The sequence below is a fragment of the Shewanella sp. SM55 genome (assembly GCF_025654025.1).
Classification (GTDB): domain Bacteria; phylum Pseudomonadota; class Gammaproteobacteria; order Enterobacterales; family Shewanellaceae; genus Shewanella; species Shewanella oncorhynchi.
Genome location: NZ_JAKKRS010000003.1, coordinates 158,069 through 171,252, shown reverse-complemented (window position 1 = coordinate 171,252; position 13,184 = coordinate 158,069). Strand labels below are relative to the sequence as shown.

The following is a 13,184-nucleotide window of genomic DNA, read 5'->3' as shown; positions in this document are numbered from 1 at the left end:
CTCTACGCGCTAGATTTTGCGATTCATACGCCCAAGTTCTAGCGAGAACATTAAGACAAACAAATTAAATTAAGATCAAAGGAAGCTTTATGTTGGATTCCGCTAAAGTTCAATACCCGCCATTACCACTGATCCAAACTTGGGTGTGGATGATGATCGAATCAGGCAATCCAGAGATACAAGATAAAGGTAGAAACAACCTTATTGCCGCCTTTGGTAGCTTAGCCAAAGCAAATGAATACATTGTTGAAATAAGCAATAAATAGATAAAACAAAGGCGCCGGGATAGCGCCTTTGTTTTTACTTAACCCGCAATCGTTAACGGCTAACTCAGGTATAGTTGCGGCTTATGTTCGCTCGAGCAGACAATTAAACCTGACGGCGTTCGATAATGCTTTGATTCAAAATGGCTAACAGACGCTCGGTATCATCCCAACCAATACACGCATCGGTAATACTCTGCCCATAGCATAACTCTTGACCTTCAATAAGATCTTGACGACCTTCCACTAAATGGCTTTCTACCATAACACCAAAAATAGCAGTATTTCCCGCCGCCACTTGACCAGCGACATCTTCAGCAACCACTAACTGACGTTGATACTCTTTACTACTATTCGCATGGCTAAAGTCGATCATGATGTTGTCGGCAAGCTTTGCTTTTAACAATTGCTGGCTAATCTCAGTGACATGCGGCGCGCTATAATTAGGCTCGCGGCCACCCCGTAAAATAATGTGGCAATCAGGATTGCCCTTAGTCGAAACGATCGCCGAATGGCCCAACTTAGTCACAGATAAAAAATGGTGTGGTGCATTGGCAGCACCTATCGCATCAATAGCAACTTTGATCGTGCCATCAGTACCATTTTTAAAGCCGACCGGACAAGAAAGACCCGAGGCTAACTCTCTGTGTACCTGAGATTCTGTCGTACGGGCGCCAATGGCTCCCCAGCACATTAAATCAGCCATATATTGTGGGGTGATCATGTCAAGAAACTCACCCGCGGTTGGCATACCGCTGTCGTTCAAATCCACTAATAATTTACGGGCGGTGCGTAAACCATCATTGAGTTTAAAGCTGTTATCCATGTAAGGATCGTTAATCAGCCCCTTCCAACCCACTGTGGTTCTTGGTTTTTCAAAATACACTCGCATCACAATTTCGAGTTGATCTTTATAACGTTCACGCAGTGAGACCAAACGCTGTCCATATTCCAACGCAGCTTTGGGATCGTGGATAGAACAAGGGCCAATCACCACTAAGAGACGATCATCAGACTTAGCCAGAATATTATGGATACTATTACGCGCATTAAACACAGTCGCAGAGGCTTTTTCGGAAGCAGGAAATCGTTCAAGAATCGCGATAGGTGGAAGTAACTCTTTTACTTCTTTAATGCGAACGTCATCATTTTGGTAATACATAATTTTACTGCTCCAACGCTGGTGTTTTAGGCTATTTCTATCGCTGCGATAAGGGATCTCAACTGCAATACTGGGTTCAATTTATCGAGTCTCAGGCGCCAATGCAACCAAGTTGTCTCCATTTCAAAAAATCAAATATAACTTATTGTTTTAATATATTTTAAAAAAATCAAAATTCAAATATGCCAGCTAACTCACAGCCTTGATGAACAAAATCGAATATGGCGGATAAAAAGGAATAAACATATTTGCTGCAAGTGTATTTAGGCGCCCTATGTTAGCAAGCAAAGATGTTTACCCGTAATAAGCTTAATTGATGTATAGAAAAGAGCGGGCAAATGCTAATGCTGTAACATGACTTGTAACTTGCTCTGATAGCGTTGACGCTCTGACTCATCTCGGCTCAAAGCCAAGGCTTTATCCATATTCAGTTTGGCACGCTTTTCGTCCCCCAGCGCCCAGTAGGTTTTAGATAAACCGAAGAAGAACTCATGACGATAATCCGCTTTTGCCAACGCCCTTTGATACCAAGCCAAGGCTTCATCGTATTGATGCTCATCATAGGCTTGCTGCCCCATGTCATAGTAATAATAGGGATTACGTATTCGCGCTAATTCAAGCACTTTATTAATTTCGGCCCATTCATCAAGCCGCCCCTGCTCCCCTAAAATCAAGGCTAAGTTATAAAGCGTTGTCAGATTTTTCGCATCAAACTTGAGTGCATAGCGATAAACCTGTTCGGCCCGCTTTTCATCACCTTTATGCCGGTAAATAATGGCGAGCGTGTTGAGTGAAGGAACAAACTGGCCGACTTTTAAACCCACTTTAATCAAGGCATAGGCCCTGTCTAAATCACCGTTCACCAAAGACTCTGCCGCCATATTGTTGTAAAACATGCTGATTAAGGTCTGCCGATCCACTTGGGTTTTACCGTATCCCCGTAGAGCTCGCTCTGGCATAAAGTCCACTAAAACTGCGGTAGATGACACATAAACTGAATGTGCGTTTTCAGGTGGAAGTAAGCGTAAATTCACATGCCCATTGATTAAATAGAAATCACCTTGCTTATCCCATACGGGTTCTATCGCAATATCTTGATACTCAGCACTCACATTCAATATGTCCGCTAACGCAGAAGTCATGACCACTAAAGACATGCAATTACCCGCCCTTTGGGCATAGGTTTCACGGGCAATTTGGGTCAGATTATCTTTATATCGAAAATCAATGTTAGCGCTATTGGTTTGACTCGCATTGATATAACTAGCTAACCATTCATTGGCTAACATGTTGTTATTGTGTGACAAAGTGTATATTCCATAGCGACGTTTTACGTCTGTTACGACCTCGGGTGGCAGATAAAAAATATCCGCAACAGAAGGAATATCGGCCACAAGGGTAAACAGTGAATCGGCAAGTAACGACTCAAGATCCGACGGATTAGGCTCAATGGTCGTCGAGCTACAAGCAAACAATTGACTGAATACAACGCTCAAGATCGTACTCAAGTATACGGCTCGGAATAGTTTCGACATACGTCCTCCCACACCATTAGCTCCTATTTGAGCTTATTACAAATGGCGAAAAAGACGACATAAAATGGTTACAAAAAATAATAATCGCGATCGATTGAAAATAATTGCAAATAATTTAACGAATTAACTATTGCGAAGGTCGGTCAACTTCTATGTATAACTCACGCTGCTGATAATCATACGGCCGATAGTTATGCTCTCCACAGGTAAAATGTCGATAGGGTTTCATGACCGTAACGCAACCTGAGGGTAAAGCCTGCAGAATTTGGATTTGCTGCTGGCGACGAAGTGACTCCTGCCATTCAAAATCCTTGAGCACTTGATCACGCACGGCAAAGGCATCGACAGGCTCACTTGAGCGATTAACGATCACTTCTCCTGCAAAGGCAGAAACCGATATCCAGCCAGAAATGACGATAAGACTTAGTCGCGAAAATTGACCTATTGTTTTTATATTCAAGCTCATAGAACACTCCTTAATTTATGCAAGAAAACAGAATTGCTCAGTAATTAAGCTTATGACCCTGTGCTAAAACTTCAATCACAGTGATTACCCATAAAAAAGCAGAGCCTAGGCTCTGCTTCACTATCCCTCGATCCAAGCTAAGCATCAAGGTGAATCACGCATTAATGTGCAAGTTTAATCAGCCCGCATTTTTGACCGTAACAAACTCAGGATAGGCATCAATACCGCAGTCAGAAGCATCCATACCGTTGTATTCTTCTTCCTCAGTAACACGGATCCCCATGGTTATCTTAATCACATACCAGACAGCAAATGATGAGCAGAATACCCAAGTGAAAATGATCGCTGCACCCGTCAACTGTCCGGTAATAGTTGCATTGGCATTGGATAATGGCACACACATTAAACCAAGGAAACCAGCCACACCATGTACTGAAATCGCACCGACGGGATCATCGATCTTAATGCGATCTAAGCCCACAATCGAGAAGACCACCACACCGCCCGCCACTAAACCAATCACACCCGCCATTAACAATGAAGGCGAAAGAGGATCTGCCGTAATTGCCACTAATCCAGCCAGAATACCGTTAAGGATCATGGTCAAATCCGCTTTACCCCAAATCATCTTACACACGATAAGCGCAGAGATAGCACCAAAAGCCGCTGCGGTATTGGTATTCACAAACACTTTCGCCACTGAGCTTGCATTCGCCGCATCCGACACCATTAATTGCGATCCGCCGTTAAAGCCAAACCAGCCCATCCACAGAATAAACATACCTAAGGTTGCCATTGGCAAGTTAGAGCCTGGAATAGGATTCACTTGACCATTAGGCCCGTATTTACCCTTACGCGCACCGAGTAATATTACGCCAGCAATCGCCGCGGTCGCCCCCGTCATATGCACAATACCGCTACCAGCAAAGTCTACAAAGCCCAGTTTAGCGATAAAACCTTGGCCCCAAGTCCAATAACCTTCTACTGGATAGATAACCGCTGTCATCACCACAGAAAAGAACAAGAAAGCCCACAACTTCATCCGTTCCGCCACAGCACCAGAGACAATTGACATCGCCGTTGCCACAAATACAACTTGGAAGAAGAAGTCAGATTCTAATGCATGGCTCGCATCTGCTGATTGCGAACCAATTAAGGTGCCAATTGACGGTAACCAGCCACCTTCAGTGTTATCCACATACATGATGTTGTAGCCAACCAACAGATACATCACACAGGCAATCGCGTACAGCACAACGTTCTTAGTTAAAATTTCAGTGGTATTTTTAGAGCGAACTAAACCCGCTTCTAACATAGCGAATCCCGCCGCCATCCACATGACTAAAGCGCCAGAAATCAAAAAGTAAAAGGTATCGAGTGCAAAGCGTAGTTCAATGACTGTGCCGCCTAATTTCGTTAATTCTTCCATTGTCAGCCCCTTATAGCGCTTCAGTATCAAGTTCACCCGTACGGATACGGATAGCATGTTCTAAATCAACGACGAAGATCTTACCGTCACCAATTTTCCCCGTATGGGCCGCAGTGGTAATTGCCTCAATCAACATGTCGAGATTTTCAGCCTTAGTGGCAATTTCTAGTTTTACTTTTGGCAAAAAATCCACCTGATACTCGGCGCCGCGATACAACTCTGTATGCCCTTTCTGACGGCCAAAACCTTTCACTTCGGTCACCGTCATGCCCTCAATACCAATTCCGGCGATAGCTTCACGGACATCATCCAACTTAAACGGCTTGATGATAGCGCTGACTAGTTTCATCCTGACCTCCAAAAAACGCGATTGTTATTAACTTGTATCAAAGGTAATTCAATCATTAGGCCAACAATTTAATCTATTGATTATTATTGGTTTAAATTATTTAACACTATTTTTTAAGGTTAAAAATGCACCATAATCGAGCACTAACTGGTGCGATGCACTCTTTTAGTGAGCAGTTTAAGTGCGACAGCTATTCGACCTTAGGCCTATTGGTAACAAGGTTAAATTAGGGTCTACTGGGGGAAGCGTAAAACGAGATGAAATCTGAGCATCACAACACAAGTTCTTAGACAAAAGCGAAGATCATCACTAAGACAATCATCAAGCGCAGAAGGAAGGCCCGATGTTAAAACCAGAAGAATGTGTTCTCGTTATCGTCGATGTGCAAGGAAAACTTGCACAAATCATGGATAACAGTGACAAGCTGCATCAACAACTACAGACCTTAATCCAAGGCGCACAATTATTTGAAATTCCAATACTGTGGTTAGAACAGCTACCCGATAAACTCGGAGCAACTAGCCCTGAGCTGCAAACTTTACTTGCGAAAACCAGCTCACCCATTGCCAAGCAGCATTTTAGCGGCTGGCACTGTGACGCGTTTGCAAAGGCATTAACTAAGACGAATCGCAAACACGTCATACTCGCGGGTATTGAAACCCATGTGTGTGTTTACCAAACCTGTTGTGACCTTATCGAACAGCAATATTCGGTGCATCTCGTCGCAGATGGCGTCTCGTCACGCAGTGCCGATAATAAAAAACTGGGTATTCAGATGATGACGGCCAGAGGCGCCTTATTAACTAACGTGGAATCGCTATTATTTGAATTACAACATCAAGCCCAAGGCGAGCGCTTTAGGGCATTATTAAAACTGATCAAATAGCGACTTAGCCCGTGGTATTTCTTCAGCCAGCATGACCAACGCCTGACATTACTCGATATTTTTTCCATAAAAAAGCCCCCACTGAGTCAGCGAGGGCTTTTGTTTGCATGAGGGGTTAGCTCATATCGAAAACTCAACCGCGATTGATTAAAACCTACTTATAAGTGGCTTCGCGTTTTTTCGCTTCTTCATCCCACTTAGGTAATATGTCTTTCTTAAATGCTTCTTTCTCAGCATTCATCTTTTTCATGTCCATACCTAAGGCTGCTTGTGCTTTAGCTTTAGTAGAGATATCAGGAATCGCAACAGGATCTGTGATGCCTTTTTTACCGAGTAATTGCGCTAACTTAACACGAGCATCAGCAGCTTTACTTACCGAAGTTCCCAGAATACGCAATGCTTCATCCGGTGCGTGAGCTGCAACACCATGGGAAGCAATCGCTAAATCCCAACGCCATTGTGAGTGGCGAATATCTGTCAGTATGGGTTTCATTTCTTCTTCAGTTGCGCCAGCTTTCCACGCAGCCTCTGCTTCAAAGTGTGCTTTGACTAATTGCTCTTCCGCTTTCAACTTCATTTCTTTGACTTTGGCTTTACGCTCATTAGTCACGCCAACCAAAAACTCTTTAGTCTGGCTATGGCAAGTTGCACAGGTTTCTTCAAAACGGTCGAATGGATTGCCCACTTTATGATCGGTAAACTTCTTACCTTCAGCACTGGTCACTTTTGGCATGTGACAGTCAACGCAACTCACATTATTCATGCCGTGAATACCCATTTTCCACGTTTCATACTCTGGATGCTGGGCTTTTAACATTGGTGTCTTAGAAAGGGCGTGTGTCCAATCAGAAAATTGGATTGAGTCATAGTAGACTTCCATTTTTTCAACTGTTGTACCCATATCCCAAGGGAATTTAACAAAATTCTTTTTGTCGTCAGTTTTCTCAAAATAATACTCAACGTGGCACTGAGCACATACCATTGATTCTTTATCTTGTTTAGACGCTTTGCTGAAAGGTGTACCTATAGCTTCAAAAGCACGGTCTGCATAAGGGCGTGAAATACGTAACTTTGGAGAGCTTTTTTCATGGCAATCACCACAACCAATGGTATTTGTCACTTCAGGGCCACCCTTTGACCACTTACCTTTGAAGTAACCATCTTCGCCTTGCTCTTCAATCAAGCGAGGTACGTCAGGGCTCTTACAGCTCCAACATGCCATCGGCATAGGACCATCTTCCGCATTAGCGGGTGCACCTGTACGTAGCGTGTTGCGTACGTCAGTTACCGCATACATGTGGCCGCGTGGTGCATTATAATCTTTAGCAAAACCATAACCCGCCCATAAGATCACCATATTAGGATCTTGTGCAAGTGCATCCACTAGTTCTTCACTCTTTGCGGTATCATGCCAGCTACTGTATTGATTATTAAATTTATCTTTATAAACTTCGTTGCGAGGCTCTGTTTTATCACTCGCCATTGCGCCCGCTGCCATGAAGCTGGCGGCAACCAGTGCACTCAGTGCAAAGGACTTACCTGTCATCTTCTTCATCATCTCATCTCCGTGTTGCATTATTGTTGTAAATCACGACATCTCCATGGTCAAACTTAGTGATTTAACCCTGCTAAAAATATACCTCTTAGGGGGTATCTAGGTTGAAGTTTGCGCTAGATCAAAATGTAAAGGTGTTGTTGTTCACATTTCTATACTTTTGTTAATGTATTACATTATTTTCTAATGTAAAAACCACTGCAAAGTGCCATAACAGCGGCCATCAAAATGAACAGCGGATTAATGAAACGAGGTAGTCTCACCTCAAAAATCTTAGGATTAATGTTAGTACTTATTCTGCTCTCTAGTAGTTTATCGACTTTTGCTATCATCAATTTGTCCTACAGCTTAGGCGACGCCAAGGCGATTAATGCCTCAGGGTCGCTGAGGATGCAAAGCTATCGGTTAATGTTTTACGCCAACTCAGGCAGTGATGCTGCGCAGGATAAAATCACCGAATTCGAAAATACGCTCTATTCCGACACGTTAAAGCCCTCGGAAAGTTGGTTTAGTCCGCCAGAAATTGCCGCTCAATATCAGCTTGTCATCGATAAATGGCTGGTGATGAAACACTACATAGAACAAGAAAACTCCCGCGATTATGTCGCCTCACTGAAGGACTTTGTTGATACCATAGATTTACTGGTGCTAGAGATGGAGCACTACGCCGCCTTTAAACTCAGGCTCCTTGCCGCCAGCCAAATATTAGGCTTAGGCGTCATGCTCATTATCGCTTTTGTGGCCGTGCGTTTTACAAAGAAGAAAGTGGTGATCCCACTGCAAAAACTGATGGAGTCGGCGAATACCATTTCTAAAGGTAATTTTGAAATTGAAATGCCCGAGACCGAATATATTGAACTCACAGCGCTGACCCATGCCCTACAAAAAACGGCTAAGGAACTCGCGACGCTTTATGGCAACCTAGAATCGCAGGTAGCAGAAAAAACCTTAGCGCTGACAAGGGCCAACAACGAGCTGGCATTCTTATATGATAACCTACTGACATTAAACGCGAATAAACTCGATTATAAGGCGCTCAAGGCGGCGCTGAATCAGTTAAAAGGCTATGAATCACTCGACTACCTAAGACTCATTATCCAGTATCCCGAGCAAGAGCTTGAAGTGATTGAGGCCGATGGCGGCTGGCCAGATATGACTCAAGAGAGCACCCGTTTTCCACTGCAATTTGAGCAGGCTAATTTAGGCTATTTAGAGTTAATTGCCGCTCAAACACCCAATATCGCCTTGTTTAACAATTTCGCAATTATGCTGACGCGCTCAATCGTGATCCACAATGCCACAGAGCAAAGACAGCAACTGGCGCTAATGGAGGAACGTGGCGTAATTGCCCGAGAGCTGCACGACTCTTTAGGTCAAGTGCTATCTTTCCTAAAAATCCAAATTAGCTTATTACGCAAAAACTTAGATTGCAGTTGCCGCAGTCCAATCGTTGAGGCGCAGCTAACCGAAATCAACGAAGGTGTAAGCACTGCCTACGTGCAGCTCAGGGAGTTACTATCCACCTTTAGGCTCACAATTAAAGAACCCGATCTAAAAAGTGCTTTAGAGGCTATGCTTGAGCAACTCAGGACAAAGACGAATATAAAGATAACCTTAGACTATAAACTTGCGCCACAATGGCTAGAGGCAAAGCAACACATCCACATACTGCAGATCACGCGAGAAGCGACGTTAAACGCCATCAAACACGCTGAGGCCAGCCTCATTAACATCCATTGCTATAAGGATGACGAGGGTATGGTCAATATTGATGTTTGTGATAACGGCATAGGTATTGGACATTTAAAAGAACGAGATCAACATTTTGGCATAGGTATAATGCATGAACGAGCCAGTAAGCTTTCAGGTAAAGTCGTGTTCAGCGACAATGATTTAAAGAAATTTAAACCTGCTATGACAACCACGACTGAGCAAGGATGCAATGCACAAGACGACGCACTCAAACCTAACAGCCCATTAAACCTTGTGCACCACAGCAAAGGGTCAAGTGGCACTAGAGTGACGCTTATTTTCCCATCTCAACAGGAGCCTTCAAATGGGTAAACCTTATTCCGTACTGGTGGTCGATGACCATCCCCTCTTGCGCAAAGGCATCTGCCAGCTCATCGCTTCAGATCCTGACTTCAGCCTATTTGGCGAAGCCGGTAGTGGTTTAGACGCATTAACCGCAGTGGTCACCGATGAACCCGACATCATATTACTCGATCTGAATATGAAAGGCATGACAGGCCTAGATACCCTCAACGCCATGCGCCAAGAAGGTGTTACCTCACGCATAGTAATTCTCACCGTTTCCGATGCAAAACAGGATGTTATCCGTTTACTTCGTGCTGGAGCCGACGGCTATTTGCTCAAAGATACTGAGCCAGATTTGCTGCTCGAAAAACTCAAAAATGCCATGCTTGGCCACAGGGTGATCAGCGATGAAGTCGAAGAATACCTTTACGAACTTAAAGATGCGACCGATGAACAAGAATGGATTTCGAGCCTAACCCCAAGGGAGCTGCAAATTCTACAGCAACTGGCGGAAGGCTTAAGTAATCGCATGATTTCAGAGCATTTACACATTAGTGAGGGCACAGTTAAAGTGCACGTGAAAAACCTACTGCGTAAAGCCAATGCTAAATCGAGAACCGAAATGGCGGTGCGCTACCTTAATAATTAAAGATACGAAAATGAGCTTGGTATCGCGAAAACAATAAAGGCAATCCCATGATTGCCTTTATGTTTTTATCAAATAGAGATTAAATAAATGATTACAAACCTTTCTCAATAAATTGCTGCCAACTCAATAGCGCCAGCTCAAAATCCTCTAGGCCACAATAAGCTTCTGACTCAGCATCATAGAGTGACATAGCCTCTTCCAATTCATATTCTTGCTCAAAGCCTAAGGCATTGGCAAAGACTCGGGCCTGTTCACGCTCTAACTCTAAGGTAAAATCATTACCAACAAGACGCCATGAACCTCGTTTATCGGCTTGAATTTCTTTTATCACACCCAACACTTGCTGAATTTTAGCTAACTCAGTCCCTAATTCTTCCGTAAACCATTGCCCAAGCACTTCATGATCCATGCTAAAGCTAGCCAAAAAAGTGCCAGTTAAACTGTTACGCCGAAATTCGTATTCCATTTTATTGTCTCTTTGATCTAAGCCTACTAATGCTAATTTTAACCTATCCTTGGCTAAGTTGCTTGCATCCCTCAGCACATCAAATTTATGTCAATTTACGTTTTTCTCATGTCGTTAAGCATAAGTACTGACTTCATTTTCATGACAAAATCAGTTAGTTTGTTTGGATGATTTTGAAAGTTAAATGGAATGCGATATGCACGAAGGGTTTATCTACAGTTTAGTGCTCAGCGGCGCCCAAGCGGGTTCCACCTTGAGCCTAGAACAGATCGAAAAATGGGATCCTCAGGATGGCCTACTCTGGTTACACCTTCGCTATCGCAATAAAAAGGCACGCCACTGGATACTCAATAGCGGTCTGCCTAAGGTCGAAAGTGATGCCCTACTCGCCCAAGACACTCGCCCCCGCGCTGTGATTACAGGTGAAGGTATATTACTCGCATTACGCGGCGTTAACCTCAACCCCAATTCAGCTCCCGAAGACATGGTGGCCGTGCGTATTTATGCCGATAAACAGCGGATCATTTCCACCTGCGATCGCGAGTTACAGTCGGTCAAAGATGTCGCCGAGCTGATCCTTGAAGGAAATGGGCCTACAACTACGGGGGACTTTATCGTCGCAATCTGCGAGCGACTGACCAATCGTAAAGTCGAGTTTATTGATAAATTGGAAGAACAGCTCTCTGATTTAGAAGAACTAGTCGTCTCAGGCAATGTGAAAGATTTACGTACCGATATCGCCGAACTGCGCCGTCAAACTGTAGCCATTCGCCGCTATTTAGCCCCACAGCGCGAAGCATTCTCGAAAATGATTTCCGAGCAATTCAGCCTATTTAAAGATACTGAGCGACTCAAGCTGAGGGAAACAAACGATAAACTTATCCGCACCATTGAAGATCTCGATGCCCTGCGCGATAGGGCTAATGTAACTCAAGAAGAATTACTCAGTCAGCAATCGGAGCAACTCAACAAACGCTTATATTTCTTATCCTTAGTGTCAGCAATCTTCTTACCGTTGGGCTTTTTAACAGGCTTACTTGGGGTCAATATTGGCGGGATACCGGGCGCGGACAACACTTGGGCCTTCGCCACCTTCTGCGGCATATTAATCTCACTCGTCGCCCTGCAAATGGCGCTGTTTTATCGATTTAAGTGGTTATAGCCACCTTAACACAACAAAGCCAATCAATTAGGATTGGCGTTGTTTTCGTTCATTCTTATAAGCTGAATGTTATGAGCTAATGCTTATGCTCTAAGCGGGCGATTATGTCGTTGGCAACTCAAACACATGAGTCATGACTTTATAAAGCTCTGTTCCTTGGTGCACAGACGCCGAAGCAAAGTGCAAAATCGGCACGCAGTCCTGCGGTAAACTGACCGTCTTTAGCTCATCCGCTGTACCGTATAAATCCATACGCAGTAAATTCACTAAGGGCTGTCCCGCTGCCAGAGGTTCACCCACAGGCGCGAGGTATTCCACTAATCCAGCACTTGGCGCGTGATACTTTTTATAGTCCTTAAGGTAACAACCAAAGCGCTGCATTTTAGCGGGCGCAACGGTTTCAGCTATTACGCCTCGGTGGCTTAAATATGCCAAAATCCCTTGTGCATCAACCCGTGCATCCTCAAGACAGACGCGCTCTTGGCTCGCCAATTCCAAGGTTAACGCTGACACTGTAACCCCTAAATCGCGCCCTTGAGATTTTGCAAAATCACTCAATTGCCACCAAGGACAAAACGCCGCCTCATCCATGGCGCCACCAAAGGCATTGGGGATAATGAGCGTATAAGGGATCGACAAAAACTGCGCAGCAGCTAAGTCATATTCAGGACAATACAAGTGCTTACAAGACTTAGGACCTGTGTGCAGATCGAGCACTATATCCGCGCCATGGGCCATAATCTGCAGGTTAACCGCAAGTCTATGACCCGTGGTGATGCCCCATTCATAACGCAATTTTTGCTGACAAGCTTCAACCAAAGTACTGCGATAGGCTTGGATCAGCTCGCTATCACTCAGCTTGGCATGTTCCCCATACCAAGTCGGCAAATCGATTGCATGATTCAAATACTCACGATTCCAGTTCGCGCCCGTAATAGGATCAAATCGGCCAAGGGTAAACTCACCACTTTTTTGGTTGATCCCGAGTGGATTGGCCAATGGCACTAAAGTGATTTCGCCGCGGATGTCACAGTGTTCAAGCTGCTTCATCAACTGATAAATCACCGCATTACCTTGAACTTCAGCACCGTGGACATTGGCCTGAATATACACTTTGGGGCCATTCGCCTTATCGTCACTCGGTTTGAAATGGTAGATAGGCAAGGTGAGCGCTTGCCCTGCGGCAAGCTCCCCGATTTGCAGAGACGATGTTGTCGGCAACATA

The 13,184-nt window shown here is 44.3% G+C and carries 13 protein-coding genes; 5 read left to right on the top strand and 8 right to left on the bottom strand.

Annotated features, from left to right (window positions below; translation table 11 throughout):
- Window positions 1–89: 89 nt before the first annotated feature.
- Window positions 90–266, top strand: a complete 177-nt coding sequence (locus L5L91_RS06115) for a hypothetical protein (protein WP_105250227.1) — start codon at window positions 90–92, stop codon at window positions 264–266.
- A 103-nt stretch (window positions 267–369) separates the two neighbouring features.
- On the opposite strand, the gene aroG is transcribed toward L5L91_RS06115, so the two are convergent.
- The 5 genes from aroG to L5L91_RS06090 form a co-directional block, all read right to left on the bottom strand.
- Window positions 370–1,425 (bottom strand): 3-deoxy-7-phosphoheptulonate synthase AroG, encoded by a 1,056-nt coding sequence (aroG, locus tag L5L91_RS06110; RefSeq protein ID WP_131525191.1) that lies wholly within the window; start codon window positions 1,423–1,425, stop codon window positions 370–372.
- A gap of 341 nt (window positions 1,426–1,766) precedes the next feature.
- Window positions 1,767–2,960: a tetratricopeptide repeat protein gene (locus L5L91_RS06105; protein ID WP_263235905.1), complete on the bottom strand. Its 1,194-nt coding sequence runs from the start codon at window positions 2,958–2,960 to the stop codon at window positions 1,767–1,769.
- Window positions 2,961–3,087: 127 nt separating this feature from the next.
- A complete protein-coding gene (locus L5L91_RS06100) occupies window positions 3,088–3,426 on the bottom strand; it encodes a hypothetical protein (protein WP_168824642.1) in 339 nt (112 codons plus the stop codon).
- Between the two features lie 178 nt (window positions 3,427–3,604).
- Window positions 3,605–4,855, bottom strand: a complete 1,251-nt coding sequence (locus L5L91_RS06095; RefSeq protein WP_263235904.1) for an ammonium transporter — start codon at window positions 4,853–4,855, stop codon at window positions 3,605–3,607.
- Between the two features lie 10 nt (window positions 4,856–4,865).
- Complete coding sequence (locus tag L5L91_RS06090; RefSeq protein ID WP_028761800.1) at window positions 4,866–5,204, bottom strand: P-II family nitrogen regulator; 339 nt, start codon at window positions 5,202–5,204, stop codon at window positions 4,866–4,868.
- A gap of 343 nt (window positions 5,205–5,547) precedes the next feature.
- On the opposite strand from L5L91_RS06090, the gene L5L91_RS06085 reads away from it, so the two are divergent.
- Window positions 5,548–6,090, top strand: a complete 543-nt coding sequence (locus L5L91_RS06085; protein ID WP_168824640.1) for a hydrolase — start codon at window positions 5,548–5,550, stop codon at window positions 6,088–6,090.
- Window positions 6,091–6,244: 154 nt separating this feature from the next.
- Here the strand turns inward: L5L91_RS06085 and nrfA are convergent, their stop codons facing one another.
- Window positions 6,245–7,648 (bottom strand): ammonia-forming nitrite reductase cytochrome c552 subunit, encoded by a 1,404-nt coding sequence (gene nrfA, locus L5L91_RS06080; protein ID WP_263235902.1) that lies wholly within the window; start codon window positions 7,646–7,648, stop codon window positions 6,245–6,247.
- A gap of 225 nt (window positions 7,649–7,873) precedes the next feature.
- Here nrfA and narQ point away from each other — a divergent pair, with 225 nt between their 5' ends.
- Both narQ and L5L91_RS06070 read left to right on the top strand, forming a co-directional pair.
- Window positions 7,874–9,709: a nitrate/nitrite two-component system sensor histidine kinase NarQ gene (gene narQ / locus L5L91_RS06075; RefSeq protein WP_263139712.1), complete on the top strand. Its 1,836-nt coding sequence runs from the start codon at window positions 7,874–7,876 to the stop codon at window positions 9,707–9,709.
- Window positions 9,702–10,331: a response regulator gene (locus L5L91_RS06070; protein ID WP_105250232.1), complete on the top strand. Its 630-nt coding sequence runs from the start codon at window positions 9,702–9,704 to the stop codon at window positions 10,329–10,331. Before narQ ends, L5L91_RS06070 begins: the two co-directional genes overlap by 8 nt.
- Before the next feature lie 91 nt (window positions 10,332–10,422).
- Here the strand turns inward: L5L91_RS06070 and L5L91_RS06065 are convergent, their stop codons facing one another.
- On the bottom strand, window positions 10,423–10,797 hold the full coding sequence (locus tag L5L91_RS06065; RefSeq protein ID WP_263139714.1) for a YacL family protein: 375 nt from the start codon (window positions 10,795–10,797) through the stop codon (window positions 10,423–10,425).
- Between the two features lie 196 nt (window positions 10,798–10,993).
- Between L5L91_RS06065 and L5L91_RS06060 the strand changes: the two genes are divergently transcribed.
- Window positions 10,994–11,959 (top strand): zinc transporter ZntB, encoded by a 966-nt coding sequence (locus tag L5L91_RS06060; RefSeq protein ID WP_131525184.1) that lies wholly within the window; start codon window positions 10,994–10,996, stop codon window positions 11,957–11,959.
- 102 nt (window positions 11,960–12,061) lie between these two features.
- Here L5L91_RS06060 and L5L91_RS06055 read toward each other — a convergent pair whose 3' ends face one another.
- Window positions 12,062–13,183, bottom strand: coding sequence for a succinylglutamate desuccinylase/aspartoacylase family protein (locus L5L91_RS06055; RefSeq protein WP_263184480.1), 1,122 nt, complete (start codon window positions 13,181–13,183; stop codon window positions 12,062–12,064).
- Window position 13,184: the final 1 nt, after the last annotated feature.

Bases quoted from the DNA above. Each gene is read 5' to 3' on its own strand.
- L5L91_RS06115 (WP_105250227.1), top strand. From the start codon at position 90: ATGTTGGATTCCGCTAAAGTTCAATACCCGCCATTACCACTGATCCAA.
- aroG (WP_131525191.1), bottom strand. From the start codon at position 1,425: ATGTATTACCAAAATGATGACGTTCGCATTAAAGAAGTAAAAGAGTTA.
- L5L91_RS06105 (WP_263235905.1), bottom strand. From the start codon at position 2,960: ATGTCGAAACTATTCCGAGCCGTATACTTGAGTACGATCTTGAGCGTT.
- L5L91_RS06100 (WP_168824642.1), bottom strand. From the start codon at position 3,426: ATGAGCTTGAATATAAAAACAATAGGTCAATTTTCGCGACTAAGTCTT.
- L5L91_RS06095 (WP_263235904.1), bottom strand. From the start codon at position 4,855: ATGGAAGAATTAACGAAATTAGGCGGCACAGTCATTGAACTACGCTTT.
- L5L91_RS06090 (WP_028761800.1), bottom strand. From the start codon at position 5,204: ATGAAACTAGTCAGCGCTATCATCAAGCCGTTTAAGTTGGATGATGTC.
- L5L91_RS06085 (WP_168824640.1), top strand. From the start codon at position 5,548: ATGTTAAAACCAGAAGAATGTGTTCTCGTTATCGTCGATGTGCAAGGA.
- nrfA (WP_263235902.1), bottom strand. From the start codon at position 7,648: ATGATGAAGAAGATGACAGGTAAGTCCTTTGCACTGAGTGCACTGGTT.
- narQ (WP_263139712.1), top strand. From the start codon at position 7,874: ATGAACAGCGGATTAATGAAACGAGGTAGTCTCACCTCAAAAATCTTA.
- L5L91_RS06070 (WP_105250232.1), top strand. From the start codon at position 9,702: ATGGGTAAACCTTATTCCGTACTGGTGGTCGATGACCATCCCCTCTTG.
- L5L91_RS06065 (WP_263139714.1), bottom strand. From the start codon at position 10,797: ATGGAATACGAATTTCGGCGTAACAGTTTAACTGGCACTTTTTTGGCT.
- L5L91_RS06060 (WP_131525184.1), top strand. From the start codon at position 10,994: ATGCACGAAGGGTTTATCTACAGTTTAGTGCTCAGCGGCGCCCAAGCG.
- L5L91_RS06055 (WP_263184480.1), bottom strand. From the start codon at position 13,183: ATGTTGCCGACAACATCGTCTCTGCAAATCGGGGAGCTTGCCGCAGGG.